The sequence below is a fragment of the Oryzomonas sagensis genome, assembly GCF_008802355.1.
Classification (GTDB): Bacteria; Desulfobacterota; Desulfuromonadia; order Geobacterales; family Pseudopelobacteraceae; genus Oryzomonas; species Oryzomonas sagensis.
Window position 1 is genome coordinate 487,779 of sequence record NZ_VZRA01000003.1, and the last position, 25,883, is coordinate 513,661.

A 25,883-nucleotide genomic window follows, 5' to 3' on the forward strand; every position below is an offset into this window, starting at 1 on the left:
CGTCTCTGCGTCAAAATCGTTATCCACGGATTGATCTCGTCAACGGAATCATGCTAATAAGTCACATAAAGCAGCAATCCTCCCACGGAACCGCTGAAAAACACCAATCCATACTTGCACAAGCCGGAGTACCGCAATGATTCAATCCCCCGAAGTCCTGGCGGCGAAAAACAGAGCCGCGGCCCTGTCCATAGCCTCCAATACGATACTGATCCTGTTGAAACTGATCGTCGGCATTGCGATGCAGTCGGTCAGCGTTATCTCGGAAGCGGTACATTCCGGCATCGACCTGATTGCCGCAATCATCGCCTGGTTTTCGGTCAGAGAGGCGGGCAAACCTGCCGATGACGATCACCGTTTCGGTCACGGCAAGATCGAGAACGTGGCCGGAACCATCGAGGCGGTCCTGATCTTCGGCGCCGGCGTCTATATCATCCTGGAGGCGGTGCGCAAGCTGAGAACGGGGACCGTAGAGATCGAGAGCCTGGGAATGGGTGCTGCTGTGATGGCGGTGTCTGCCCTGGCAAACTACTTGGTTTCCCGGCATCTGCTGAGCGTTGCGGCCAAAACCGATTCGGTGGCGCTTGAAGCCGATGCCTTGCACCTGAGGACCGACGTGTACACCTCTGTCGGCGTACTGGGGGGGCTGGCCGCCATCAAACTCACCGGCATCGCCATGCTCGACCCGATCGTCGCCGTCGCCGTGGCGTTCCTGATTATCAAAGCCGCTTGGGATCTCATCAAGACAGCCTTCTTCCACATCCTTGACGTCAAGCTTCCCGATGACGAGGAGGCCAGGATTCACGACGTTATGGAGCGCTACACCGGTCGCTTTATCGAGTATCACAAGCTGCGCACCCGCAAGTCCGGTCATATTCGCCATATCGACATGCATCTGGTCGTGCCGAAACAGATGACCGTTGAAGCCGGGCATACGCTTGCCCATCAGATCACGGCAGACATCGAGCAATGCCTGCCCTACAGCCATACCCTGGTGCATATCGAACCATGCCCCGGCGGGTGTGAGCGGTGTGCCGTGGCATGTCCGAAGATTGACACGTCCTCGACACCATAACTCCAGCGGGTTATACGCCGTCGCTCCTGTTGCCTTCCTTAACCGCCGGGGAAACGAGCCGATTCCGGCCGTTCCCCCGGCGGTGTCCCTGTTTGGTTGCCCTGATTTTGCTACTTGAAGGTTTTTAAAACGTACTCGGCAATTGCCCTCGCTTCCTTGTCGGGCATCTCCTTTTTGTCGAACTTGGTCATGCCCGGCCCAGGGTTGCGTATCTTTGCCACAATGTCCTTCCAGCTCTTGATGCCATTTTTCCTAAGGGCTTCCCTCTTCAACGGCTTTGCCTGGTTAATGGTATTGCCGCCCCCGGGATGGCATGCGGCGCAGTGTTTTTCGAACTCCGCCTTGGCATCCAGTTTCCCCTCCATGTCCGCCTGCGCGCTTATGGCTAAGGCTCCGGCCGAGAGTAGTACCACTGTCACGAGACTCTTTTTCATAGGCGATATCTCCTTGTGCTTACCGAGCGATATTCCATCAAACCATGGATTGACGATAGCACAATATACGCAGATCTCAAGGCCCTCGCTCCTTTCGAAATTCACCTGGAGAGCGAGGGTATAAACCTGTCTTGTTACAATCCATGGAGGGTGTGAGTATGGTCCGTCGTAGAGATGCTTGACATGTGGCAAACTGAGGGATGCCGTCGGCCTGTAGTCGGCGCCGGCTTTTGAACGTCGAGGAGGGTTTAGGGGCTGCCACTGATTATGGGCCTGGTGAAAAAAGCCCCGACGCCGCTAAAGGTTCTTATCACCCAGGTCGAGATGGAAGCGGTGTATGAAGCGATGGTAGATCGGGGTAAAGAGAACGCCGCAGAACGTCAGGAATGAAACCCCGCTGAAGATGGCGTAGAAGGATGCAAAAAGTTTGGCGCCGGCACTTTCGAGCTTATCGACCGGTCCCATGCCGGTAAGGATCATCGAGGCGTTTAGAAAGGCATCGACCCAGTTCAGATGAGCGGAGATGTGATAGCCGACGGTGCCGATGCCCAACGAAAACGCCAAAAACAGGCAGCCAAACAACCAATACCACCCCAAGCGTACCAGAAAATCCCCGCGGGGAAGCAACTGCGACGTTCTCTGTTCCAGCCTGAGGCGTTTCATGTGTGCACCCCTTTTTTCCAGATGGGGGCAGGTCCCCCAAACAAGCGACCTGCCCCCTCTGTCCATTCAGCAATGCCAATGGGCAACCGTTACCGGGATCAGCACGGCAGGGTCGGCAGTTCCAGGCCGGCCATCTTCTGCACCATGCGGACCACCTGGCGGCTGTAGCCGAATTCGTTGTCGTACCACACATAGAGGACGCAACGGTTCCCCTCGGCAATGGTGGCCAGGGAATCCACCACGCCGGCATGACGTGAGCCGACAAAGTCGCTGGAGACCACTTCCGGGGAATTGGTGTAATCGATCTGGTTCTGCAAGGGTGAGTCCAGCGAGATACCGCGCAGGTAGTCGTTGATCTCCGCGACGGTGACCTGTTGCCCCAGTTCAAGGTTGAGAATGGCCAGGGAGACGTTGGGGGTCGGCACCCGGATGGCGTTGCCGGTAAGCTTGCCGGCCAGATCGGGAATGACCTTGGCCACCGCCTTGGCCGCCCCGGTTTCGGTGATGACCATGTTCAGCGGGGCGCTGCGGCCGCGGCGCGAGGCCTTGTGGTAGTTGTCGATCAGGTTCTGGTCGTTGGTGTAGGAGTGGCAGGTCTCCATGTGGCCGTGCACGATGCCGAAGCGGTCGTTGATGGCCTTCATGACCGGCACGATGGCGTTGGTGGTACAGCTGGCGGCGGAGAACACCCGCTCCTGGGGGGTAATCAGCTCGTTGTTGACGCCGGCCACCACGTTGGGGATATCCCCCTTGCCCGGGGCGGTGAGGATGACCTTCTCGATGCCGGGGGACTTGAGATGGCGGGACAGCCCTTCCCGGTCGCGCCACTTGCCGGTGTTGTCGATCAGGATGGCGTTGCTGATGCCGTACTGGGTATAATCCACCGAATCGGGCGCATCGGAATAGATGATGCGGATCATGTTGCCGTTGGCGATAATGGCGTTCTCTTCCTCATCCACGGTGATGATGCCGTTGAACTGGCCGTGGATCGAATCGCGGCGCAGCAGGCTGGCGCGCTTGACCAGATCGTCGTCCCCCCCCTTGCGCACCACGGCCGCCCGCAGGCGCAGTTTCTCGCCGCTGCCGGCCTTGTCGATCAGGATGCGGGCCAGGAGACGGCCGATGCGGCCGAAGCCGTAGAGCACGATATCCTGGGGTTCGGCCAGAAGCGAGGTCCTGCCGGTATTGACGGAGGCGAGCTCCCGGGCCACAAAGGCATCCACCGGCATGCCCGAGGCGCAAAAGCGCACGGAGAGTTTGCCCAGATCGATCCGGGCCGGGGCCAGATCGAGTTTGGCGATGGCCTCCAGCACCGGCTGAGTATCCAGCACCGTCAGTTCGCCGTCCAGGGTGAGCCGGGCAAAGCGGTGGGCCTTGAGCAGGTCGATCACCGTTCCATGCACCAGCGAGCGGCCATAGACGGTCAACACGATGTTGTGTTCGCGGTACAGCCGGCCGATGACCGGCAACATGCCCTCGGCAACGGCTTCCTGCCTCTGCCATTCTTTAAGGTGGATTTCAGGTTTTTGTCGATTCATGGAATACGTACCTTTGCTGGTTGAAATAGGTTACTAAAAACCGCCCGCACAAGCCCGGGCAGGGTTATTTTACGACATCAGGCATGCAGCCTCAAGCATTTAGTGACAGGGGAATCGCGGTACGTCCGGATATCAGAACTAATTTTTCTGTCCGATCCATGGCCTTGATCCTGATTTCCCGGCTGGCGGCGGAAGAGCGGCTGTGGGCACCCTCAAGATAAACCACCCGCACCGGCTGCCGCCCCCGGAAATACTTGGCACCCTTCCCCTCAGCGTGCTGACGGAAGCGCCGCTCCATATCCGTGGTAACACCGGTGTAGAGGGAGTTGTCGGAACAGAGGATGATGTAGACGTACCATTCCACAGGATTTATGGTTTGATGTATGGGGTCGGTAACATGGCAAAACCGTTCATACAACGAAGCTCCCCCGATGGCCGTGTTTTCAGGTGTCAGACAAACAGCGGCACGCTGGAGCCCAGGCCATGGACGACGCTGGTGAAGGCGTCCCGCTTGTCCAGTTTCTCCCGGCCGAAGCGTTCGGCGAAAAGAGATTGGATGCAGGGAATCCGCGAGGTGCCGCCGGTCAGAAAGACCGTATCCATCTGGGCCGGCACCAGCCCGGAGCGGGCCACGACCGCATCGATACAGTCGGAAATCTGCCGGATATTTTCCGCATTGATCGCCTCGAACTCCCCTTTGCCGATTTCCTCGTCAATGTACAGATCGCGTTCTCGGAAGCTGATCAGGGTCCGTTCCCGGTCGGAAAGCTCGCACTTGGCCTTTTCGATGGCCTGGAAGAGAAAAAAACCGTAATTGTCGCCGATGATGTTCTCCAGGTGTTCGATGGCCTGGCGGTCATCGGTGGTGCCCTTGATCACCCGGATATGCTCCCTGGTCTTGCGTGATCGCAACAGCGGGATACGATGCCACTGGCAGAGGGTGTAGACGATGCTCTTGGGGACATTGACCCACTCATCCTTGCCCATGGTCTTGTAGCGGGCATAGCGCCCGAAATGGTGCGCCACCTTGTCCCACATGATCTGCGAATCGAACTTGTCCCCGGCCACATAGACGCCCCCCAGGGAGAGCACGTCGCTGCGCCGGTCGGAGCGGGCAAAGGCGCCCCCCTTGACCCGGATCACCGAGAAGTCAGACGTGCCGCCGCCGAAATCGCCGATGAATACGATCCGTTCCTGCCCGGCCTGTAACGTCTCTTCAAAGGCCAGCGCCGCCGCCACCGGCTCGTACTGGAACCAGATGTTCCTGAAGCCGGCCTTGCGGGCGGCCCGTTCAAGGCGCTGTTCGGCCACGGCGTCCTTCTCCGGGTCCGGGGAAAACACCACCGGCCTGCCCAGCACCACGCTCTCCACGGGGCAGCCAACATGCGCCTCGCCCCGGGCCTTGATCTTCCTGAGGATAATCGCCACCAGGTCATCGATGGCGTAGCGTCTGCCGAACACCTCGGTGCTGTCGAAACTGGTGTTCGGCAGGAAGGTCTTGATCGACTGCATGAAGCGCCCGCAGGCACCGTCGTCCACATACTGGCGAATGGCTTCCTGCCCGACAGAGATCTCGTGTTCCTCGTTAAAATAGAGCACCGACCGCATCAACTCCCCATCCCGGTCGCCGCCGTCCACGGCAACCACCTCGACCGAACCGTTCCGGTAAACCGAAAGCGCTGAATTGGTGGTGCCAAAGTCGATACCGAATACGATCTGCACGTGTAAGCTCCTCACCATCAAACGTACCCTCGCCCGGCAAGCCGCGGGGGTACGCACATTACGCCATCGGCTTTTCAGCTTCAAGTATTTTTGCGATGCACGACGTAAAAAGGGCAAGGAGGAGAAGTTGATCGCAGAGATGTATGGGGACGGGATTCCACACCAACTTTTTACAACGGATTGACGATTCCGCCGTTATTTACTCGTTTGCAGCCGCTTCCAAGGCCCGCGCCAACTGGTCGGGGCACGACGTATCCCCCTGGCAGGCGATCCCCTTCAGGCGCCGCACCACTTCCGCCACCGGCATCTCTTTGACCAGGGCGGCCACCCCCTGGGAATTGCCGGAACAACCGCCGATGAAGTCGGCACTCACGAGCACGCCCGCCTCCACCTCGATGTCGATCCGCTTGCTGCAGGTGCCGGTCGTTTCATAACTGAATTTCATTACTTCACATCTCCTGTCATGGAATAGATTGTTTTGTCGTATCATAATAGAGCGACACGTCACGACCGCCTTAGCACTGCGTTTTTTCTCCACGCCGGCATCAATACGCTAAATACGTCTCGTCTCGCGTTTACCCCTTTGTGCTTCTGCCGGCGGTGTGCTATCACTAGCCGTGCCTGTCATCCCATTAAGCGGCGGACCCCATGAATAAATTCAGCATGATCATACTTCTTGTTTTTGTCCTTGGCTTGGTTGGCTTTGCGACGTGGCAACTCTTTGCGGGCAACCTGGCGGCTTCCTTTTCGACCTTCCCCGTCCTGCTCATCACCTATCTGTTCGTGTTGCGATTGCGGCGTAACCAGGACTGATGTCCGATCCTGCCAGCGTCAGGCTTGAAATTTAGCGCAAAAGGAAACATGACCCCCCGCCCCGGCAAGCCGGAACGGGGGGTCATAGTACGCCATCGGCCTTTCAGCCTCAAGCATTTCCTCACACTACCCTACTTCTTGTATTCGGGCATCTCGTCGAACTGCAGATACCGGTAAATCTTCTCCTTGTTCGGCTCGATCTTTTCCTTGTAAATCTTCATATATTCCGATGGCTTGGGCAGCTTGCCCATGAGGGCCGTTACCGCTCCCAGTTCGGCGGAACCTAAGTAGACGCGCGCGCCGTCACCCATGCGGTCGTCGAAGTTGCGGGTCGAAGTGGAGTAGACGTGGGACTTGTCCGGTACGCGGGCCTGGTTGCCCATGCAGAGCGAGCAGCCGGCGATCTCGATGCGGGCGCCGAAAGCGCTGAAGACCGAGAAGTATGCCTCGTCCTTGAGCTGCTGCTGATCCATACGGGTCGGCGGGCAAATCCAGGTGCGGACGTCGGCGTTGAACTTCTGACCGCGCCAGATCTCGGCTGCGGCGCGGAAGTGGCCGATGTTGGTCATGCAGGAGCCGAGGAATACGTCCTGGATCTTGTCGCCGGCCACCTCGGAGAGCAGTTTGACGTCATCCGGGTCGTTCGGGCAAGCCAGGATCGGCTCCGTGATATCCGCCAGGTTGATCTCGATCACGGCCGCGTACTCGGCCCCCTTGTCGGCCTTCAACAGGCTCGGTTTCTTGAGCCATGCCTCAACCGCCTTGATGCGGTTTTGCAGGGTTTTCTTGTCCGAGTAGCCATCGGCGATCAGTTTTTTCATAAGGGCCACGTTGGATTTCAGGTACGTGGCGATGGATTTCTCGGAGAGCTGGATGCAGCCTGCGGCGGCCGAACGCTCGGCAGCGGCGTCGGTCAGTTCGAAAGCCTGCTCCACGGTCAGGTCGGGCAGCCCTTCCATTTCGAGGATGCGGCCGTTGAAGATGTTGACCTTGTTCTTTTTGGGCACGGTCAGAAGTCCCTGTTTGATGGCCCAGTAGGGAATGGCGTTCACCGCGTCACGCAGGGTGATGCCGGGGTTGAGCGTACCCTTGAAGCGCACCAGGACCGATTCGGGCATATCCAGCGGCATGAAGCCCATGGCACCGGCAAAGGCAACCAGGCCCGAACCGGCCGGGAAGGAGATGCCGATGGGGAACCGGGTGTGGGAGTCGCCGCCGGTGCCGACCGTATCGGGCAACAGCAGGCGGTTCAACCAGGAGTGGATCACGCCGTCACCGGGACGCAGGGCAACGCCGCCGCGCTCGGCCACGAAACCGGGCAGGGACTTGTGCATCTTGACGTCGGCCGGCTTGGGATAGGCGGCGGTGTGGCAGAAGGACTGCATAAACAGAGGTGCCTGGAACTTGAGGCAGGCCAGTTCCTTCAACTCGTCGGCGGTCATGGGGCCGGTGGTGTCCTGGGAACCGACGGTGGTCATCTTGGGCTCGCAGGCGGTGCCGGGCAGGATGCCGGCCACGCCGCAAGCGACGCCGACCATTTTTTGGGCCAGGGAGTACGCCTGTTTCGCCTTGGGTTTGGGGTTGTCCGGCAGGGTGAAGGCCGTGGTCGGTTTGAGGCCTAAGGCCTTCCTGGCCTTGTCGGTCACGGCACGGCCGATGATCAGCGGAATACGGCCCCCGGCGCGGAACTCGTCGGGCACGGTATTGGGGGCGATGGCCAGCTTGGAGAGGACCTTCTTGCCCTTCTCGTCGGTGATAACCCCCTTCTTGGTATCAATCACGATCACGTCGCCGGTTTTCATGCCGGTCACGTCGGCCTTGAGCGGCAGGGCGCCGGAGTCCTGGGCGGTGTTGAAGAAGATCGGGGCGATGACGCCGCCGATGATCACGCCGGCAGTTTTCTTGTTGGGCACGCAGGGGATCTCGTCGCCGATGGCCCAAAGCACGCTGTTGCAGGCCGACTTGCGGGAAGAACCGGTGCCGACCACATCGCCCACGAAGGCGACCTGAAATCCTTCCTTGCGGAACTTGGCGATGGTGGCAAGGCCGTCCTTGAAGCGGGTCTTACCCATGGCCAGGGAGTGCAGCGGGATGTCGGGGCGGCTCCAGGCGTCGCCGGCGGGCGAGAAGTCGTCGGTATTGATCTCGCCGTCCACCTTGTAGACCTTGACCTTGATGGTCTCGGGCACGCCTTTGCGGCTGGTGAACCACTCGGCATCGGCCCAGGATTTGAGCACCGTGGCCGCCGCGGCGTTTTTGGCCTTGGCCATTGCGACCACCTCGTCGAAAGCGTCGTAGACCAGGGTGATGTGGGAGAGCGCCTTGGCGGCCTCGTCGGCCAGTTTTTTGTCCTTCAGGGCCTCTACCAGCGGAGCCACGTTGTAGCCGCCGATCATGGTGCCGAGCAGTTTGATGGCGGCAACCGGATCGATCAGAGGAGATTTTTTCTTGCCGCTGACGATCCCGGCCAGAAATTCGGCCTTTACCTTGGCGGCCGGATCAACGCCCGGAGAAACGCGGTTGGTGATCAGGTTCAGCAGAAACTGTTCTTTTCCCTTGGGGGGCTTGACCAGCAACTTGCACAGCTCGGCGGTCTGTTCGGGAGTGAGCGGCAAGGCGGGGATTCCCTGAGCCGCCCGTTCTTTTTCGTGAGCTAAATAGGCTTCGATCATCTGACATCCTCCTTTGGGATATATACTGCGGTCGTTATTTGTCTTTGTCCATCATCTGCCACGTGTAAAAATGCATACTGTATACACTTCAAATTGGCCCATGTCAATTGGTTACAGTCTCATAGCACTTCAAAGATTTATGTGCCACTTCCGTCCCATAAATCACTGCAAGCAACAAAAATCAGTCGACCCACAGCCCTGAAGCACGTCTTACCACCCCCTCAGAACAAACCCCGCAACCAATAGTGTGTCATCTTGGTCTCTTTATAATGAAAACGGAATATCTGAATAATAATTCAATATCGAGCAATACCAGCTAGTTAAAACGTAAACCACAGACAAGCAATATGGGCACTGTCCTTGCTCATTACTACCCCCGACTGAAGATATCCACGGCTTGCGCCCGGGAAGGAACCAACTGCATGATGCAGCTTCTATACAGCCGTAGGGCAAAGCTCCTGCTGAGAACCCTTCATACCTTTGCTTCATGCGCCTGGGTCGGAGGCGTATCAGCCGTCATGATAATCCTCAACAACGACCGGCGCACCATTAATGGCGACGAGTTATTCGCCTTCAATTCCGCCATCACGACCATCGACGATATGCTCATAGGACCGGCGGCCGCCCTGTCGCTTCTGAGCGGCGCACTCCTCTGCCTCACATCGAAATGGGGTTTCTTCAAGCACGGCTGGGTAATCATGAAGTGGATCGGAACCCTGGTTGCCATCTATGTGGGGATAGCCTACCTCAATCCCTGGATGAGGGATCTGGCGCATTTTTCAGACATCCTTCGGGACGACGTGACACAGAGCATCGATTACCAGCAGCTTTTCCACAAAGGAATCGTTGCGGTTTCCCTACAGATCGCAGCCCTGGTCCTGCTGGTAATCGTATCGATCTTCAAGCCTGATCTGGAGCTCTTGACGGGCGAACACGACGGCCTTCAGCATCTCGTGCCCCTTGATACCCCTCCAAAGGCCATACGCCTGCGCGCCAGGATTGCAGCCAATGCGCGACGCTCCCTCGACGCCAATCAGTCGCCCTGACCCGACTACCACACCGAAACCGCTGCATACCCCACTACCTGATTGCTGTCACCGGTAATATCGCCGCTGTTCCCATAGGCGGCCAGTTCGGCCCGGGTAGCCCCCAGTTCGCGACTCGCCACCAGCATGACCGCCGCCGGAATCACGCCGCACATGGTGATGTGCTCACGGTGGCAGATCTTCAACAGCCCCTCCGGATCAAAGGCCAGCACGCGCGCCAACGCCAACTCGTCCTTGCGCCGAGCCGAATCGGCCGGTTCGTAATGGGTCATGTCAGAGCTGGCCACAATCAGCACGTCCCCGCCGTACTCCCGCACAGCCGCAGCAACCCCCTTGCCGATCGCCTCTACCGCCGGAAAGTCGCCATGGCCAAGACAGAGCGCCGCCATGGTGACATCGGAACGCATGTGTTGGATAAAGGGGACTTGAACTTCAAGAGAATGCTCGAAGCGGTGGGCGCTGCTGTCGGTCTCCACAAAGGGGACATGGTGCCGCAACAGCGCATTGAGATGCGGGTTGATGGCGATGGAACCGAGGGGAGTCAACCACTCCCCGTCGGGATAGAGGGCGGCGGCCGCTCCCGCGCCATGATGGTTGGGGCCGATGATCACTACAGTGGGGGGGATGGCGATCTGGCCGTAGACTTTACCGGCAATGGCCCCAGAGTAGACGTAACCGGCATGGGGCGCGATGATGCCCAAGGCGCGCCGTTTTTTCGACTCGCGCGGGACCAGCTCGCCCAAAACGGTTTGAAGCTGTTCCCGCGTACCAGGATAGAACTGTCCCGCAACCGCCGCATAACGTTGCATGGCATACCTCCTGCGTTTATCAGGCTTTTTCCCGCCCGGTTATTCAGGATCGTCAAACGGAAGCGAACTATCGACCGGGGATGGCTGCTCCGACTCCAGCGGCAACTCCTCCTGGCGTTCAAACGCAGGGGCCTCGTCAAGAGCCTGAATCTCTCGCAAAGTCGGCAAGCTCTTTAGGTCTTTAAGTCCAAATACTTCAAGAAATTCTTTAGAGGTTCCATAGATCAGTGGCCGACCGGGGATATCCTTTTTGCCAAGGATTTTGACCATTTTTTTTTCCAAAAGCGACTTGAGGACGCCGCCGCAATCGACGCCGCGCAGATGCTCCACCTCGGCCCGGGTCAGCGGCTGGCGGTAGGCGATGATGGCCAGGGTTTCCAGAGCCGATTGAGAAAATTTGGCAGCCTTGGCCTTTGTATGCCGGACCACGTATTCCTGCAATACCGGGTGGGTCCTGAACTGCCAGCCGCCGGCGACCTCCACGAGCCCGAAGCCCCCTCCCCTCCCCTCATGGAATTCGGCCAGTTCGGTCAAGGCGGTTTTGATGTCGCCGCGTTCGTATTCGGGCAGCATCTCGCAGAGCCGGTCAAGGGGCAGGGCCGCATCGGCGGCAAAGATGATACTTTCAATAATGGCAGGCAAAGACATGGTCAAACCTTAAGACGTGAGTTAGGCCGCAGAGCCGCGGGGTCGCAAGTGAAATCGATGTCGTTCACCAGCGATTGCACCACTTGGTTGAAGGCCGCGCCTTTACGCGGGAGATTGAACGGCCTCTCCGTCACTCCCCGCTTGTTCCGGGGCAACGGCAGGAACGAACCAGATGGCGCCGTACTCCCCATTCTGAAAGATGCGGATCAGTTTAAGACGGCACAACTCCAAGAGGGCCAGAAAGGTGACGATGACCCGCTCGCTGGTCAATTCGTCTTTGACGAGCTCATCGAATTGTAGTGTATCACGATCCTGGAGCAGGGAAAGTATTTCATTGATACAGTCTGCAATATTAAGGGAGTCGCCGGGGGCGACATCATGGAAGCTTTCCTTCGGAATACGCGCCAGGAGGGCGCGGAAGGCATCCACGAGCTCGAACAGCGACACCTCCAGCGGCCCCTCTTCCGTGCGGGCCGCAGCCAACGCAGGGTCAGGGCAGGCGCGCGCAAAGACCTCGCGTCCCAGAAGCGCCCTGGCGCCAATGACCATGCCGGCCTCTTTGTACTGCTGATACTCCAGCAGGCGCCGCACCAGTTCGGCCCTGGGGTCCCCCTCTTCTTCCTCGTTTTCCTCTTCGTCATCCGACGGCAGCAGCATGCGGGACTTGATGTGCAACAACGTGGATGCCATCAGCAGAAAATCTCCGGCCACATCCAGGTTGAGCACCTTCATCAATTTGATGTAGTCCAGGTACTGACGGGTGATGTCTGCAATGGGAATATCGCAGATATCGACCTCATTTTTGCGGATCAGGTGCAACAGCAGGTCCAGCGGTCCGTCGAACTTGTCGAGATGAACGCTGTAACCATCGCGGAAGCCGTCAAGAAGCGTGGGGTTTTCCTCCCGGGTCGGATTCATCGGTAGTGCGCCAAATCCAGAGCCACGGTCAGATCTTCAGGGCTTCACGGACTTCGGCCATGACGACATCGGAGATCTCCGAAGCCCGACGGCTGCCATCCTGCAACAGATCATTCACAAAATCGGGGCGGGTGGCCAACTCCGCCCGCTTTGCCCGGCAGGGCGACAAGCGTTCGTTCATGCACTCGGCCAGGATTTTTTTGCACTCCACGCAACCGATGGCGGCGTTGCGACAGGCCGGGATGATCTCATCCAGCTTCTCCTGGGGCACGTAGATACGATGGAGATTAAAGGCCACGCAGACATCGGGATCGCCGGGGTCGCTTCGCCGAATCCGCGCCGGGTCGGTCATCATGGACAAGACCTTTTTGGTGGTTTCCTCGGCCGTGTCCGATAGGTAGATGGAGTTGCCGTATGACTTGCTCATCTTGCGGCCATCAAGGCCGAGCAGCTTGGGGGTCTCGGTCAGGAACGCCTCGGGCTCGGGAAAGACATTGCCGTACAGGTAGTTAAAGCGCCGGGCGATCTCCCGGGTAATTTCAAGGTGCGGCAACTGGTCGTGGCCAACCGGCACGCGGGTAGCCTTGTAGAGAATGATGTCGGCCGCCATCAGCACCGGATATCCCAGAAAGCCGAAGGTGGAAAGGTCCTTGGCCGCAAGGTTGTCCAGCATCTCCTTGTAGGTCGGATTGCGCTCCAGCCAGGAGACCGGCGTAATCATGGACAGGATCAGGTTCAATTCGGAGTGGTGCGGCACCAGGCTTTGGCGGAAAACGACGCTTTTGGCCGGGTCGAGGCCGAAACCGATCCAATCCAGCACCATCTCGTGGATGCTGGTGCGGATACCGGCGGTATTGTCGTATTCCGTGGTCAATGAATGCCAATCCGCTACAAAGAAAAAACAGTCGAAGGAGTCCTGAATCTTGATCCAGTTCTCCAATACGCCGTGATAATGGCCGATGTGCAGTTTCCCGGTCGGCCGCATGCCGCTGACAATACGCTGCTGTGTACCCATTTTAGTGCTCCCAGAAGTTATAGTATGGAAACCGCGAGTCTTCGGCCCGGCACGATTGTCGAGGAATTATGCGGGGGCATAACAGCACGGCTTCACCCAAGAGATGTTGAGTGTTACAAGGCCGGAACCGGAAGCGGTTTCCCGTAATCTAACGCATCATGAGTTGTGTAACACCCAACACCAAACCGCTCTGCGGTCCTGCCAACATATGGACCCCCACGTTGAGAATGGGCGAAATGACATAGGAAAAGATATTCGTGAAGAATACCAGTACGATTATGATCACCATCCCGAATGGTTCGATGCGAGCCCATGCCGACGCCTGGCGATAGGGGAGGAGCCCGACCAATACCCTGCCGCCGTCAAGCGGCGGCACCGGAATCATGTTGAAGATCGCCAGCAGCAGGTTGATGTAGACCGAGAAAGCCAGCATAAGGGCAACCGGCTCAACCAGCATGGAAAGGGGCGCCCCCTGTGCAACCATCGAATTGTCGACAGCAACCAGCCCCCGCAGCAAAAAAGCGGAAGCTGTCGCCAGAATGATATTGGTTATGGGGCCGGCTGCCGCCACCCAGATCATATCGCGTTTGGGATTACGCAGATTTGAAAAGTTCACCGGAACCGGCTTGGCCCAACCGATACCGATAAAGAAGATCATCAGGGTGCCGATGATATCGATATGCTTGAACGGATTAAGGGTCAGCCTGCCGAGCATCCGTGCCGTGGGATCTCCGTAACGCCAGGCAATGAAACCGTGGGAGACCTCATGGCAGACAATGGCCAGCATACCCGGCACAAGCATGACGGAGAGCTTGAAGAGGAAATTTTCCATGAACATCCTTTAAAACTTGATAACCACTGTCTTTCTAACAGAGTGACCGTGTAAAGTCAATTGAAGCAAAAACGAAAAGAGGCGGGAAAATCCCGCCTCTTTGGTGTTGCTCAGCCGTTGTGCCCAGACTAGATGTCAAAGTAGAGCTGGAACTCGATCGGTACCGGACGCATACGGACCGGGTTGACTTCGGCTTCGGTTTTGTACTCGATCCATTTTTCAATAACGTCGGAGGTGAAGACGTCGCCCTTGAGCAGGAAGTCGTGGTCTTCTTCCAGGCATTTGAGCGCTTCTTCCAAGGTGCCCGGCGCTGACGGGATGTCTTTGAGCTCTTCCGGAGAAAGGCCGTAGATATCCTTGTCCAGCGGCTGGCCCGGATCGATTTTGTTCTCGATGCCGTCGAGGCCGGCCATCAGCATGGCGGCGAAGGCCAGGTAGCCGTTGCAGGACGGGTCCGGCGTACGGTATTCGACGCGTTTGGACTTGGGGTTGGTGGAAAACATCGGGATACGCAGGGAGGCCGAACGGTTACGGCTGGAGTAAGCCATGTTCACGGGAGCCTCGAAGCCCGGCACCAGACGCTTGTAGGAGTTGGTGGTCGGGTTGGTGAAGGCGCACAGGGCCTTGGCGTGTTTGATGATGCCGCCGATGTAGTACAGGGCGATCTGGGAAAGCCCGCCGTATTTGTCGCCGGCAAACAGGTTGGTGCCGTCCTTCCAGATGGACTGGTGGGAGTGCATGCCAGAGCCGTTGTCGCCATAGAGCGGCTTGGGCATGAAAGTAGCCGTCTTGCCGTTGCGGTAGGCAACATTCTTGACGATGTATTTGAACCACTGGAGTTTGTCGGCCATCTTGACCATGGAGTCGAAACGCATGTCGATCTCGGCCTGGCCGCCGGTGGCTACCTCGTGATGCTGGCACTCGACCTGGATGCCGACCTTCTGCATCTCCATGACCATTTCGTTACGCAGGTCGTTCTGGGAGTCGGTCGGGGAAACCGGGAAGTAACCTTCCTTGTGGCGCGGCTTGTAGCCCAGGTTGGGGAATTCTTCGCGGCCGGAGTTCCAGGCGCCTTCAACCGAGTCAACGGCGTAGAAGGACTGGTTGGCGGTCGAGTCGTAACGCACGTCGTCGAAGATGAAAAATTCGGCTTCCGGGCCGAAGAAGGCGGTGTCGCCGATACCGGTGGACTTGAGGTATGCCTCCGCCTTTTTGGCGATGTTGCGCGGGTCGCGGCTGTAGCCTTCCTTGGTGATCGGATCGAAGATGTTACAGATCAGCGACAGGGTCGGAAGAGCGGTGAACGGATCCATTTTGGCGGTGGTGGCGTCGGGGATGATGATCATGTCGGAAGCATGAATGGGCTGCCAACCACGAATGGAAGAACCATCGAAGCCAAGGCCGTCCTCAAATATATCCTCACCGAATTCGCTTATGGGTGTGGAAAAATGCTGCCAGATACCAACAAAATCCATAAACTTGAAATCTACCATCAGTGCGCCATTTTCTTTGGCAAAATCTACTACCTGTTTCGGGGTCATCAGTTTCTCCTTTCGGGGGGATATGTAATAAACCGCTTTTGTGCCTTACAGCGCGTCTTCGCCGGTTTCGCCGGTCCTGATGCGAATCACGGCCTCAACCGACGTCACGAATATCTTGCCGTCGCCAATCCGGCCGGTTTTGGCGGATTGCTCGATGGCTTCCACGACTCTGGAAACAATCGCATCCGATACGATGATTTCGAGCTTGATCTTAGGGATAAAGTCCACGACATATTCGGCGCCGCGATACAACTCGGTATGTCCCTTCTGACGGCCGAAACCTTTGACCTCGCTGACGGTAATACCTTGCACGCCGATCTCATTCAAAGCTTCCTTGACTTCATCAAGCTTGAACGGTTTGATTATAGCTTCGACTTTTTTCAAACGCGTGACCCTCCCTTTCTTGAAATTGGACAGGGGAGATTATATGAATTATCACTCAAATTGCAAGCGGTAAGCTGCCGCATTCCACCGATTATTCTTGCAAACACTTTGCCAAAATCATCACATATAAATTTCAACAATATCAGGCAAATACAATTGCCGGACAAATCAGCACCGCGGATCGGAAAGGCGGTGCTGCACAAAAACAAAGCACCATTGCGGGGATGTGCCCACAAAAGAGGCAGTGCGACAATTCCCGATTACAACGTTTGTTCTTTGAGCTCTTTGATGATTTCAACCTGACGCTGGTTGATGTAGTAGGATATCTGCTGCTGGGAGTGTTTTTCCGGGTAGAATTCCACAAAGCAATTGTAGGGGGCTTCATCCCCCGTTACCTTGATGACCGTTGCGGCAACCCCGACCTCGTGTATCGAACCATTGACCATATCGGGGAGCTTCAGGAACATATTGATGTCGAGCCCCGTGGGCAGTTGTTCCGTGGACATGACATTTATGGAGGCACCGCCAAGGGAGATATCCTTAATGTCTCCCTTGAGAATATCCTCCGCAACTATTATTTCGGCTTCAAGCGGCCTATCGAGGACGACCCTGACAAAGCGGCGCATATCCGACCTGATCTTGGCGTAGCCGAAGTTGCAGAGTATGACCTTTTTCCGGGCAACGTTGACGTAAAAAGCCTCCCCGAACATATCTTCGCGGAAGGAAAATTTTTCATGGGAGCGAATCAGGGCCTTATGTTCCAGGGTAATGACCTTTGCCTGGTACTCATGCACTTCGAATTCAGCCATTTCATTATCAACGTTGACCAACTTGGCATCGTAGGATACCGGAATTTCTTTATAATAATTGAGAAAGGAAAAATTCGTCCCAATCAGTTCTTTCATATTTTGAATAATTACCAAGGAATCTTCGCGCTCGGTCCCTTTAACGATTTTGTCAAAATACTGGAACATCACAAAATTCCCCGGGGAATTGATTGAATTGCAGAAAACACACGACTGTTGTATAAACGGGCAGGACTTTTTTTAACAGAAATGCCTTCGAACGACAAGCACTAATGGAAACAATTATGCACAATCGGCGCACATTCCCCGTGTTCAGGATACAACCCCTTGTAATATTATGGGTGTGCGCATCCATCCCGGCATTGCCCGGGCAGTGCCGCGCCGATATTTACCGTTTCGTTACGGTTGACGGCGTTGAGACGTTCACCGATGCTCCCCAGAACAAGACGGCCAAGGTCGTCATCAAGGAGTATGGAACGCCCGTGTCCAAAAAGAAAAAGAAGGCTGCAAAAAACGAAAAAGTCAGGGATGTCTCCCTGAACGAGGTTGTGGAAAAAACCGTCAACGCCTCGATCAATCCCCGGGAAACGCCACCGGCGAACTTTGAGCCGCACCTGCCGCCGGTGGGCGGGACAATAACCTCGGGGGTCGGCATGCGCATCGATCCCATCGACGGGAGGTTGCGCCACCACAACGGCGTCGACATCGCCATCCCCGAGGGAACGGCCGTCAAGGCGGTTGGACCGGGGGTCGTCGTCTACAGCGGCTTCCGTTCCGGCTACGGTTACACGGTGCTGGTCGAACACGTCAACGGCATGGTCACGCTCTACGGTCACAACAGCCGTCTGCTGGTCGCCCAGGGACAGCAGATTGACGCCGATACGACCATTGCGCTGTCCGGCAGCACCGGACGGTCAACAGGGCCCCACCTCCATTTCGAGGCGTGGCAGGCGGGCGTCAACGTCACACCGGCCTTCATGCCCGGCAGCACCGTGCCCCTGCCCCGGACGCACCTGGCGGCGGCGAAACACAGGAGCAGTTTCCGCAAACAGGTCCTGGCCGACGGCTCGGTTCTCTTCACCAATATCCCCGCCTCCGTTCCCTGATGTACGATCAGATAGAAAAATACAGCCGTAAGCTGATCTCCGACCGCGCGGCCCTGCCGGACCGGATCGCCTTTGCCGCCCAGGACGACGCCGTGATCGCCGCGGGAGACGCCGGGTTGGCCCGCCTGGCGGCCGCCGTTCTCGAACGGCTCAACTGCCTGGCGCTCTGCGCCGCAGCACCGGCCCTCCCCTTCGCCGATTTCTTGTTGCAGCGTGCCGGGAACAACGAGCGGGAGATCGTGCCGCGCGACACCGAAACCCGCACCTTTCTGCACGACATCCCGATCCTGCGCCACAGCGATCTCGGCGCCGATCCCGTGGGGGCCATCGCCCGCGTGCTGGGCAACCGCAAGGGCGTCATCGTCCAAGGCATCGGCATTGTGGCCAGCGGCGCCCTGACCGTCGAACAGGCCTTCATCAACTGGTCCTCCGTGTTCCACTCCACGTTCATCAAGTATCTGGAGGACGTGTTGCGGGACGGCTTCAAGCTGCCCGACGAGGCCCGGGCCTTTGAACACTTCCGCACCAAATGGCTGGCGCGACTTACGGCGGAGGGGCTGATCTTCAGAGACGGCCCCCTGCGGGACAAGGCAGATATCCTCGACGAGATGGCACGGGTGGGACGCTATACGGTGGAACGGGGCCTGGTCGATTCGTTTTTCGGCAACATTTCCTACTCCAACGGCGATCTTATCTACATCTCCCAGACCGCTTCCAGCCTGGACGAACTGGCGGGCTGCATCGACCCGGTCCCCTTTGAAAACAGTTCCACCGTCGGCATCACCGCCTCCAGCGAACTGGTGGCCCATCGCCGCATCTTCGAAACCGCCGGCTGCCGCGCCATCCTGCACGGCCACCCCCGCTTCGCCGTGGTCATGAGCATGCTCTGCGACGAGACGGAACACTGCCCCATAGCCGACTGCTGGAAAGAGTGCCCCAAGGTCAGGATATTGGGGGGCACGCCCGTGGTGGCGGGCGAGATCGGCGCCGGAGGGATTGCCAAAAACGTTCCGCCGGTCATCGGAGAGCCGGGCCGGGCCATCGTCTATGGCCACGGAGTATTTACCCTCGGCCGGAACGATTTTGCAGAGGCCTTCCAGGCGCTGGTGGATGTGGAGAACTGGTGCCGGGAGGAATATTTCCGCAGGTTCGGCGAGAGATATGGCGAGGCCTGACCGACATTCCCCCAAAGGCACCGAAGCGTAGGGGTTTGAGTATCCCGCCCCGGCCGACAGCCGTCCTTTTCCCCTCCCCTAAGCGTCTCCGAGACACACGTTTTTTTCAAGAATATTACAATAGATTTACATTGCATTTGCCATAACTGCTGTATCCTTTTTAAAGGTTAACCCTCCACCCGCAACCACCTCCCCCGGAACACCGTAAAGGCAGCAAGCATGAAAATCCTTCTCGTATACCCCCATTACCCCGACACCTTCTGGAGTTTCCGCCACGCACTCAAGTTCATCGGCAAAAAGGCCGCGTTCCCGCCCCTTGGCCTCTTGACCGTGGCCGCCATGCTTCCGCCTGCGTGGGACAAGCGGCTGGTGGATATGAACGTGCAACCGCTTTCCGACAAGCAGATCCTGTGGGCGGACTATGTGTTCATCAGCGCCATGACGGTCCAGAAGGAATCCGTCAACGACGTTCTGGCGCGCTGCCAGAGCCTGGGGATCAAGACGGTCGTGGGGGGGCCGCTCTTCACCGCCGCCCCGACCGAGTTTGATTCGGCGGATCACCTGGTGCTGGGCGAGGCCGAGGTCACCCTTCCCCGTTTCCTTGACGACCTTGAGCGCGGCAAGGCTGCCCATAGCTATGTTTCCGACCACTGGGCGGAGATGCGGGAAACCCCCGTCCCGCTCTGGGACCTGATCGATCCCTCAAAATACGCAGCCATGAATATCCAGTATTCCCGGGGCTGCCCGTTCGACTGCGAGTTCTGCGACATTACCCAGCTGTTCGGGCGCAAGCCGCGTACCAAAAGCACCGCGCAGCTGACCGGGGAACTCGATGCCCTCTATGCCTGGGGGTGGCGCAACGGCATCTTTCTTGTGGACGACAACTTCATCGGCGACAGACGCAAGCTGAAGCAGGAAACCCTCCCGGCCATGCTCGCATGGATGGAGCGGCACAAGCATCCCTTCGCCTTCTTTACCGAGGTTTCCATCGATCTGGCGGACGACCCGGACCTCATGGACCTCATGGTGCGGACCGGATTTGAAGAGGTCTTCATCGGCATAGAAACCCCGAATGAGGAGTGCCTGAGCGAAACCGGCAAGGTTCAGAACAAAAACCGCAACCTCCTTGCATGCGTCAAAAAAATCCAGCACGCGGGGTTGCAGGTCCAAGGCGGGTTTATCGTGGGGTTCGACAGCGATCCCCTGTCGATCTTCGAGCGGCAGATCCGCTTCATCCAGGAAAGCGGCATTGCCACGGCCATGGTGGGGATGCTCACCGCGTTGCGCGGCACCAAGCTCCACCAGCGGCTCTTCAAGGAAGGCAGGTTGTTGGGCGATACCTCCGGCAACAACACGGCCGTCGCCCTCAACTTTATCCCCCGCATGAAGGTGGAGGCGCTCATCAACGGCTACCGGAGCATTCTTACCAGCATCTACGCCCCAAAGAACTACTATCGGCGGGTGACCGGCTTTCTCCGCGAGTACCGGCCTCTCAAGCGGGGAGGCTTCCATGTGAAGCCCGGTTATTGCGGGGCGTTCTTCAAATCCATCGTCATGCTGGGGATCATCGGCAAAGAGCGGCTCCAGTTCTGGAAACTCTTCTTCTGGTCCCTTGTCAGGCGGCCGCGCTTGCTCCCGCTCGCCATCACCTTTGCCATCTATGGCTACCACTTCCGGAAAATAACGGAAAAGATGAACTGGAACGGCATGTTCGACGCAAGCGGCATTGAGCACACCTGATCACGGGCTGTTAAACCTAGGGGGGTCCCCGGCAAAACCGGGGGATTACCCACAGGAATTTATGAACCTAACCTGAAAATGGAAGCGTAATGACCGCTTCCAGCCCGCCCCAGCCCTGTTTCTGAGCACAATATCTCCGTCCCGTCCCCGGCGACCGTGACGGCATGGTAATGTTGGCTGAAAAACTTGGTCAGCAACGATAAGATTTCCTCATCGTCATCAACAATCAAAAGCTGCGGCATCTCAATCATACCCCCAAGTCTACCATTTTAAATCCACGGTGCTATGTCTGGATATCGGCAATTTGTGTCAAGTCGGACACAATATATCGGCGCTGTACGAAAACAGACATTCTTTATACACAATACCCTTCTAAATTAAATTATACTGCGACCGCAGCGAGCCGGAAGCAGCCGGCACAAAGAAACCGTGAAGCCCCAAATACAACGCCAAACAAAAAGGAGAGTTACATGTTGTTGAAGATAGTGCAAGATGGTGGAATGAAGCTGTTCATTAAAGCTGTGATTGCTCTCGCGCTTTCATGTTCCATCCCGGCGATGGCTTTGGCGGAAGAGTCGGGAAAAGAAGGCAAAAACGACTGGGATGTCTCGCTCGGCCTCGGCCTCGCTGCTGCCCCCGCCTATGAGGGAAGCACGCATTACCTGGCATCGCCGATACCCGTGGTCGCCATCACGTGGCGCGATACCGTATCCCTTGGCATCAATGGCCTGTCACTTTATCATAAGAGTGGGGGGGTCCGCTATGGCGTGGGCCTGACCTATGACCCGGGCCGCAAGGAAAACGGCAAGAACCTGTTAGGCATGTCATCGGGCGATCACCGTCTGGCGGGACTGGGCGATATCAAGCCGGCTGCAGGCCTCAAAGCATTTGCTTCCTATGACGTGCATCCTTTCCAACACATTCCCCTGATCGTACTCGATGCCTCGGTTATCAAATTGATCGGCGGCAGCACTAACGACGGTGTACTCGTGCAGGGCGACATTTCGATGCCATTTCAACTCGGCCAGAACTGGCGGCTGACGCCGAAGGTCGCTACGACCTGGGCCAACGATCATTACATGCAGGATTACTTCGGCGTTACCCCGGAGCAGGCGACACGTTCGCAGTTTTCGGCCTACAAGGCTAAAGCCGGCATGAAGGATGCCGGCATTGGGCTTAACGTAACGTATTCGATTGATAAAAATTGGTTCGTATCGGGCGATGGCCGGGTCAAAAGGTTGCTAAGCGACGCCGCATCCAGCCCTATCGCCGCAACGAACATAAACGCCAGCATCGTCGCGCTGGTAGGATATCATTTTTGAAGGGGATACACGCCAGGTAGATTTCATTGGTAAGTGCACCATATGAAGCAGGAGTGGAACGAGACCTGCTCAAGGGGCAGGTCCACGTTCCCCACATTTTCAGCACAAGCCGCCCCCCTCATGCCCACCCGCCCCATCAGGCATCCCGGTGTCCAACTCCCACATGTCCCGGTAACGCCGGCTGCGTGCCAGCAGTTCGGCGTGGCTGCCCCGCTCGACGATGCGCCCCCCGTCCATGAGCAGCACCTCGTCCATGGCCTCCAGCCCGATCCGGCTATGGGTGATCACCAACAGCGCCCTGCCCTCGGCATAGCTGAACACCCGTTCCAGCAGCGAACGGGCGGCGGCGGCGTCCACCCCTTCCGTCGGTTCGTCCAACAGCAGGATAGGGCTGTCCTTGAGGATGGCACGGGCAATGGCCAGACGGCGGATCTGGCCGCCGGAGAGCTTCACCCCCCCCTCGCCGGCCGGCGTATCATACCCCTGTACCAGGGCTACAATCTCGTCGTGGATTCCTGCCATGCGGGCTGCGGCGATCATTTCCTCATCACTGGCCTCGGGCCGGGCTATCAGCAGGTTCTCCCGCAGGGTGGCGTTGAACAGAAACGGTTGCTGGCTGGCCACCGCCATGAGCCGCCGCACGGTTTCGCCGTCATACGCCCTGATCTCCCGCCCGGCCAGGGTAATGGAGCCGCTATCGTACTCCCGGAAACGGAGCAGCAAGGCCAGCAGGGTGCTCTTGCCCGCGCCGCTGGTCCCCACCACAGCCACCTTGCGGCCCGGCGCCACGTCCAGGTCGATCCCCACCAGGGTTGCCGCGCCATCCCCATAGGAAAAACCCACTCCCCGCAGGGTGAGGAGAGGTTGCTCCGGCAGTGGGGCGGGCTCCTGAGGCTCGGTGACCGCCGGGGACTCATCCGCCAGGGAGAAGATGCGCCGGGCCGCCGCCAGGGTCTGCCCCAGCAGGCGAAAGGCCGGCGGGAGCGGCAGGACCGCCTCGAAAGCGGCTTGGCAGAAGAGCGCCAGCATGACCATCTGGGGCCCGGTCAGGGAACCGGCGCGCACCAGGGGGATCGAGACGACCAGCGCCAGCCAGAGGGCAAGGCCGGAACAGAGCCCCACGCCACCGGCGGAGACACCGGCCAGTCCGGCCAGACGGGCCTGATCGGCCAGCAGGCGCCGGTTCAGTTCCACTACCCGCTCCTTCTGGCGCCCTGCCGCACCGTAGGCCAGGAGTTCTTCCATCCCCCGCAGTCCGTCCACCACGGCGGTGCGCAGTTCCGCAGAGGTTTGGGTCACCCGCGCCCCCGGTTTGCGCCCCAGCAGGTGAACCGCCAGGGGGAGGAAACCGCCGGCCGCGAGGAGCAGCGCCCCGGTCGCCAACGCCACGGCGCTGCTGAAATACCACAGGAACAGGACGAACAGCAGGCTGGAACAGAGCGCGGTCAGTACCGGCGCCAGTAGACGCAGGTAAAAATTGTCCAGGCTGTCGATGTCGGCCCGGATACGGCTGAGAAGATCGCCGCTGGCGTAGCTCTCCAATCGCGCCGGGGCCAGCGGTTCGATGCGGCGGTAGATCCAGACCCGCAGGCCCGCCAGGAGCCGCAACGAGGCTTGATGGCTGACCACCCGTTCGGCGTAGCGCCCAAGGGTGCGCCCGATCGCCAGGGTGCGGATACCGGCCGCCGGGTAGTGATAGTTGATGGGGGTGCCGCTGATCCCGGCCAGGGCCATGGCGGCGATGAACCAGCCCGAGAGGGCCAAGAGCCCCACATTGGCAAAGAGCGTCATCAGCGAGAGCCCGAGAGCGGCCACGAGCCAGGAGCGATAGGGCCATGCCAGCTTCAGGAGGCGCAGGATATCCCTCATGCCCCCTCCCCGGCGGCCGCCATGCGAGCGAACAGCCCACCCGCACCCTTCAGTTCCTCATAGCGCCCCTGCTCGACGATCCTCCCGCCACTCATGACAACGACCCGATCGGCATCCTCCAGGGTGGCCAGGCGGTGGGCGATGGACAATACGGTCCGGCCTTGGGCAAGTTCGCCGAGCGCCTCCCGGACCAACGCCTCCGAATGGGCGTCCAGTCCGGCTGTCGGCTCGTCGGTGATGATCAGGGGACTGTCCTTGAGGAATACCCGTGCCAGTGCGATGCGCCGCGCCTGACCGCCGGATAGTCCGGCCCCCTGTTCGCCGATGACCGTATCCAGCCCCCGGGGCAGGCGGGCGATAAACTCCCCGCAACGGGCCAGGGCGGCTGCCCGGACAATGTCCGCCTCGGTGGCGTCCCGGCGCCCCAGGCGGATGTTGTCGCCGATGGTGCCGTGAAAGAGGTGGGGGCTCTGGGGAACCCAGGCCACATGGCAGCGCCATTGGTCGGGATCGCATTGTGCCAGGTCCACGCCGTTGACCAGCACCCTCCCCTGTTCCGGTAGGGCAAAGCCCAACAGCAGCGCCGCCAGGGTGCTCTTCCCGGCGCCGCTCGGCCCCACCAGGGCGACCCGTTCTCCCGGCGCCAGGTTGAGCGTCACGCCGTCGATCACCGGGGCCGAGTCCGGGGCATAGCGGAAGCGGACATCTTCGACGCAGAGCTGGAGCGGCGAGATGGGGGGGAGCGGGCGAGGCGTCACTGGGCGGGGGGCAGGCGGGGTGTCCAGCAGGCTGAAGATGCGTTCGGCCGCGCCGATGGCCTCCATGCGGGCATGGTAGTAGTTCCCCATCAGGCGCAGCGGCAGGTAGAATTCAGGCGCCAGCAGCAACACGGTGAAACCGTCCTGAAAGGTCATGCCCCCCTTCAAGAGCCGAAAGCCGATAACCACCGCCATCAACGCCACGCTGACCGTGGCGAAGAACTCCAGGACCAGGGCGGAGAGGAAAGCCATGTAGAGCACCGACATGGTGGCCCGGCGGTAATCGTCGGAGATGCGGGCGATCATCCCGGCTTCGCGCCGCGAGGCGTTGAACATGCGCAGGGTGGCCAGGCCGTTGACCCGGTCGAGAAAGTATCCCCCCAGGCGGGCCAGGGTTTGCCACTGGCGCTGGTTGAGCCGTTCGGCGCCGCGGCCGATCATGATGGTGAAAAAAGGGATGAAGGGGGCCGAGAAGAGCATGATCCCCGCCGAAACCAAATCGGCCGGGATAACCGCCGCCAGGATGGAGAGCGGCACCACGGCCATCACGGCCAGGTGGGGCAGGTAGCGGCTGTAGTACCCTTCCAGCGCCTCCACGCCGTCCACGATCACCGTGGCCACCTCGCCGGCTCGGTCCCCCTTGAGTCGCAAAGGACCGGCATCCAGCAGGCGCTGGAAGAGATCGTTGCGCACCTCCTGGCGGATGGTGGCCGAGGCCGCAAAGGCGACCCGCTCCGAAATCCAGGAGAGTCCGGCCCGCGCCAGCATCAAGGGGGGGAGCCAGAGCAGTTGGGGCAGCACCTCCCGGTAACCGGAACCATCTATCATGACCCGGTGCACCAGTCTGGCCACGATCAGGGCCTGGGCGATCAGCACGAAGCCGCTCGCGACACCCAACCCCACGGCCAGCAGCAGGGTCGGCTTCACACGGTTTTTGAGGAGATTCAGGCGTCGTTCGGGTGTGGGTATTTCGGGGATGTCCGTGCTCATGAATTAA

General features: G+C 58.9%; 24 protein-coding genes. 7 read left to right on the plus strand and 17 right to left on the minus strand.

Going from position 1 to position 25,883, the window contains the following annotated elements; translation table 11 throughout:
- Positions 1-136: 136 nt before the first annotated feature.
- Positions 137-1,075, plus strand: coding sequence for a cation diffusion facilitator family transporter (locus tag F6V30_RS13050; RefSeq protein WP_151157376.1), 939 nt, complete (start codon positions 137-139; stop codon positions 1,073-1,075).
- 110 nt (positions 1,076-1,185) lie between these two features.
- Here the strand turns inward: F6V30_RS13050 and F6V30_RS13055 are convergent, their stop codons facing one another.
- The 6 genes from F6V30_RS13055 to F6V30_RS13080 all read right to left on the minus strand — a co-directional run bounded on the left by F6V30_RS13055 (position 1,186) and on the right by F6V30_RS13080 (position 5,877).
- Positions 1,186-1,509, minus strand: a complete 324-nt coding sequence (locus F6V30_RS13055) for a c-type cytochrome (protein WP_151157377.1) — start codon at positions 1,507-1,509, stop codon at positions 1,186-1,188.
- A gap of 297 nt (positions 1,510-1,806) precedes the next feature.
- Entirely contained in the window at positions 1,807-2,172 is a 366-nt protein-coding gene (locus F6V30_RS13060) for a hypothetical protein (protein ID WP_151157378.1), read from the minus strand.
- 98 nt (positions 2,173-2,270) lie between these two features.
- Complete coding sequence (locus F6V30_RS13065; protein ID WP_151157379.1) at positions 2,271-3,710, minus strand: glyceraldehyde-3-phosphate dehydrogenase; 1,440 nt, start codon at positions 3,708-3,710, stop codon at positions 2,271-2,273.
- A 91-nt stretch (positions 3,711-3,801) separates the two neighbouring features.
- Complete coding sequence (locus F6V30_RS13070; RefSeq protein WP_338042774.1) at positions 3,802-4,128, minus strand: GIY-YIG nuclease family protein; 327 nt, start codon at positions 4,126-4,128, stop codon at positions 3,802-3,804.
- 32 nt (positions 4,129-4,160) lie between these two features.
- Positions 4,161-5,432: an Hsp70 family protein gene (locus F6V30_RS13075; RefSeq protein WP_151157381.1), complete on the minus strand. Its 1,272-nt coding sequence runs from the start codon at positions 5,430-5,432 to the stop codon at positions 4,161-4,163.
- A gap of 199 nt (positions 5,433-5,631) precedes the next feature.
- Positions 5,632-5,877 carry a TIGR03905 family TSCPD domain-containing protein gene (locus F6V30_RS13080; RefSeq protein WP_151157382.1) on the minus strand — a complete coding sequence of 82 codons (246 nt, stop codon included), beginning with the start codon at positions 5,875-5,877 and terminating at the stop codon, positions 5,632-5,634.
- A gap of 203 nt (positions 5,878-6,080) precedes the next feature.
- On the opposite strand from F6V30_RS13080, the gene F6V30_RS17135 reads away from it, so the two are divergent.
- Positions 6,081-6,245 (plus strand): hypothetical protein, encoded by a 165-nt coding sequence (locus F6V30_RS17135; protein ID WP_191965689.1) that lies wholly within the window; start codon positions 6,081-6,083, stop codon positions 6,243-6,245.
- Between the two features lie 131 nt (positions 6,246-6,376).
- Here the strand turns inward: F6V30_RS17135 and F6V30_RS13085 are convergent, their stop codons facing one another.
- A complete protein-coding gene (locus tag F6V30_RS13085; protein WP_151157383.1) occupies positions 6,377-8,917 on the minus strand; it encodes a bifunctional aconitate hydratase 2/2-methylisocitrate dehydratase in 2,541 nt (846 codons plus the stop codon).
- A 422-nt stretch (positions 8,918-9,339) separates the two neighbouring features.
- Between F6V30_RS13085 and F6V30_RS13090 the strand changes: the two genes are divergently transcribed.
- Positions 9,340-9,963, plus strand: a complete 624-nt coding sequence (locus tag F6V30_RS13090) for a DUF2269 family protein (protein ID WP_191965690.1) — start codon at positions 9,340-9,342, stop codon at positions 9,961-9,963.
- A gap of 5 nt (positions 9,964-9,968) precedes the next feature.
- Here F6V30_RS13090 and amrB read toward each other — a convergent pair whose 3' ends face one another.
- The 8 genes from amrB to F6V30_RS13130 all read right to left on the minus strand — a co-directional run bounded on the left by amrB (position 9,969) and on the right by F6V30_RS13130 (position 17,015).
- On the minus strand, positions 9,969-10,772 hold the full coding sequence (gene amrB / locus F6V30_RS13095) for an AmmeMemoRadiSam system protein B (RefSeq protein ID WP_151157385.1): 804 nt from the start codon (positions 10,770-10,772) through the stop codon (positions 9,969-9,971).
- Between the two features lie 39 nt (positions 10,773-10,811).
- Positions 10,812-11,420: an SMC-Scp complex subunit ScpB gene (scpB, locus tag F6V30_RS13100; protein WP_151157386.1), complete on the minus strand. Its 609-nt coding sequence runs from the start codon at positions 11,418-11,420 to the stop codon at positions 10,812-10,814.
- 102 nt (positions 11,421-11,522) lie between these two features.
- A complete protein-coding gene (locus F6V30_RS13105) occupies positions 11,523-12,338 on the minus strand; it encodes a segregation and condensation protein A (protein WP_151157387.1) in 816 nt (271 codons plus the stop codon).
- 28 nt (positions 12,339-12,366) lie between these two features.
- Entirely contained in the window at positions 12,367-13,353 is a 987-nt protein-coding gene (gene trpS, locus F6V30_RS13110; RefSeq protein WP_151157388.1) for a tryptophan--tRNA ligase, read from the minus strand.
- A gap of 148 nt (positions 13,354-13,501) precedes the next feature.
- Positions 13,502-14,185, minus strand: a complete 684-nt coding sequence (locus F6V30_RS13115; protein WP_151157389.1) for a site-2 protease family protein — start codon at positions 14,183-14,185, stop codon at positions 13,502-13,504.
- Between the two features lie 128 nt (positions 14,186-14,313).
- Entirely contained in the window at positions 14,314-15,726 is a 1,413-nt protein-coding gene (gene glnA / locus F6V30_RS13120; RefSeq protein WP_151157390.1) for a type I glutamate--ammonia ligase, read from the minus strand.
- Between the two features lie 45 nt (positions 15,727-15,771).
- Positions 15,772-16,110 (minus strand): P-II family nitrogen regulator, encoded by a 339-nt coding sequence (locus F6V30_RS13125; protein WP_149305706.1) that lies wholly within the window; start codon positions 16,108-16,110, stop codon positions 15,772-15,774.
- A gap of 260 nt (positions 16,111-16,370) precedes the next feature.
- Positions 16,371-17,015: a PilZ domain-containing protein gene (locus tag F6V30_RS13130; RefSeq protein WP_246163505.1), complete on the minus strand. Its 645-nt coding sequence runs from the start codon at positions 17,013-17,015 to the stop codon at positions 16,371-16,373.
- Between the two features lie 185 nt (positions 17,016-17,200).
- Here F6V30_RS13130 and F6V30_RS13135 point away from each other — a divergent pair, with 185 nt between their 5' ends.
- From F6V30_RS13135 to F6V30_RS13155, 4 genes are all read left to right on the plus strand, one after another.
- Entirely contained in the window at positions 17,201-18,022 is an 822-nt protein-coding gene (locus tag F6V30_RS13135; RefSeq protein ID WP_151157392.1) for a M23 family metallopeptidase, read from the plus strand.
- Positions 18,022-19,197 carry a class II aldolase/adducin family protein gene (locus F6V30_RS13140; RefSeq protein ID WP_151157393.1) on the plus strand — a complete coding sequence of 392 codons (1,176 nt, stop codon included), beginning with the start codon at positions 18,022-18,024 and terminating at the stop codon, positions 19,195-19,197. Before F6V30_RS13135 ends, F6V30_RS13140 begins: the two co-directional genes overlap by 1 nt.
- 219 nt (positions 19,198-19,416) lie before the next feature.
- Positions 19,417-20,937 (plus strand): B12-binding domain-containing radical SAM protein, encoded by a 1,521-nt coding sequence (locus tag F6V30_RS13145; protein WP_151157394.1) that lies wholly within the window; start codon positions 19,417-19,419, stop codon positions 20,935-20,937.
- A 470-nt stretch (positions 20,938-21,407) separates the two neighbouring features.
- The gene (locus F6V30_RS13155; RefSeq protein WP_151157395.1) at positions 21,408-22,259 is read left to right on the plus strand and encodes a MipA/OmpV family protein; all 852 of its coding nucleotides are present in this window, start codon (positions 21,408-21,410) and stop codon (positions 22,257-22,259) included.
- 99 nt (positions 22,260-22,358) lie between these two features.
- Here F6V30_RS13155 and cydC read toward each other — a convergent pair whose 3' ends face one another.
- Together cydC and cydD are read right to left on the minus strand one after the other, a co-directional pair.
- Positions 22,359-24,128, minus strand: coding sequence for a thiol reductant ABC exporter subunit CydC (gene cydC / locus F6V30_RS13160; protein ID WP_151157396.1), 1,770 nt, complete (start codon positions 24,126-24,128; stop codon positions 22,359-22,361).
- Positions 24,125-25,876 (minus strand): thiol reductant ABC exporter subunit CydD, encoded by a 1,752-nt coding sequence (gene cydD, locus F6V30_RS13165; protein ID WP_151157397.1) that lies wholly within the window; start codon positions 25,874-25,876, stop codon positions 24,125-24,127. The genes cydC and cydD overlap by 4 nt, the downstream gene beginning before the upstream one ends.
- Positions 25,877-25,883 lie beyond the last annotated feature (7 nt).

Excerpts from the sequence above, each read along its gene's own strand:
- F6V30_RS13050 (WP_151157376.1), top strand. The coding sequence starts at position 137 with ATGATTCAATCCCCCGAAGTCCTGGCGGCGAAAAACAGAGCCGCGGCC.
- F6V30_RS13055 (WP_151157377.1), bottom strand. The coding sequence starts at position 1,509 with ATGAAAAAGAGTCTCGTGACAGTGGTACTACTCTCGGCCGGAGCCTTA.
- F6V30_RS13060 (WP_151157378.1), bottom strand. The coding sequence starts at position 2,172 with ATGAAACGCCTCAGGCTGGAACAGAGAACGTCGCAGTTGCTTCCCCGC.
- F6V30_RS13065 (WP_151157379.1), bottom strand. The coding sequence starts at position 3,710 with ATGAATCGACAAAAACCTGAAATCCACCTTAAAGAATGGCAGAGGCAG.
- F6V30_RS13080 (WP_151157382.1), bottom strand. The coding sequence starts at position 5,877 with ATGAAATTCAGTTATGAAACGACCGGCACCTGCAGCAAGCGGATCGAC.
- F6V30_RS17135 (WP_191965689.1), top strand. The coding sequence starts at position 6,081 with ATGAATAAATTCAGCATGATCATACTTCTTGTTTTTGTCCTTGGCTTG.
- F6V30_RS13085 (WP_151157383.1), bottom strand. The coding sequence starts at position 8,917 with ATGATCGAAGCCTATTTAGCTCACGAAAAAGAACGGGCGGCTCAGGGA.
- F6V30_RS13090 (WP_191965690.1), top strand. The coding sequence starts at position 9,340 with ATGATGCAGCTTCTATACAGCCGTAGGGCAAAGCTCCTGCTGAGAACC.
- amrB (WP_151157385.1), bottom strand. The coding sequence starts at position 10,772 with ATGCAACGTTATGCGGCGGTTGCGGGACAGTTCTATCCTGGTACGCGG.
- scpB (WP_151157386.1), bottom strand. The coding sequence starts at position 11,420 with ATGTCTTTGCCTGCCATTATTGAAAGTATCATCTTTGCCGCCGATGCG.
- F6V30_RS13105 (WP_151157387.1), bottom strand. The coding sequence starts at position 12,338 with ATGAATCCGACCCGGGAGGAAAACCCCACGCTTCTTGACGGCTTCCGC.
- trpS (WP_151157388.1), bottom strand. The coding sequence starts at position 13,353 with ATGGGTACACAGCAGCGTATTGTCAGCGGCATGCGGCCGACCGGGAAA.
- F6V30_RS13115 (WP_151157389.1), bottom strand. The coding sequence starts at position 14,185 with ATGGAAAATTTCCTCTTCAAGCTCTCCGTCATGCTTGTGCCGGGTATG.
- glnA (WP_151157390.1), bottom strand. The coding sequence starts at position 15,726 with ATGACCCCGAAACAGGTAGTAGATTTTGCCAAAGAAAATGGCGCACTG.
- F6V30_RS13130 (WP_246163505.1), bottom strand. The coding sequence starts at position 17,015 with ATGAAAGAACTGATTGGGACGAATTTTTCCTTTCTCAATTATTATAAA.
- F6V30_RS13135 (WP_151157392.1), top strand. The coding sequence starts at position 17,201 with ATGCACAATCGGCGCACATTCCCCGTGTTCAGGATACAACCCCTTGTA.
- F6V30_RS13140 (WP_151157393.1), top strand. The coding sequence starts at position 18,022 with ATGTACGATCAGATAGAAAAATACAGCCGTAAGCTGATCTCCGACCGC.
- F6V30_RS13145 (WP_151157394.1), top strand. The coding sequence starts at position 19,417 with ATGAAAATCCTTCTCGTATACCCCCATTACCCCGACACCTTCTGGAGT.
- F6V30_RS13155 (WP_151157395.1), top strand. The coding sequence starts at position 21,408 with ATGTTGTTGAAGATAGTGCAAGATGGTGGAATGAAGCTGTTCATTAAA.
- cydC (WP_151157396.1), bottom strand. The coding sequence starts at position 24,128 with ATGAGGGATATCCTGCGCCTCCTGAAGCTGGCATGGCCCTATCGCTCC.
- cydD (WP_151157397.1), bottom strand. The coding sequence starts at position 25,876 with ATGAGCACGGACATCCCCGAAATACCCACACCCGAACGACGCCTGAAT.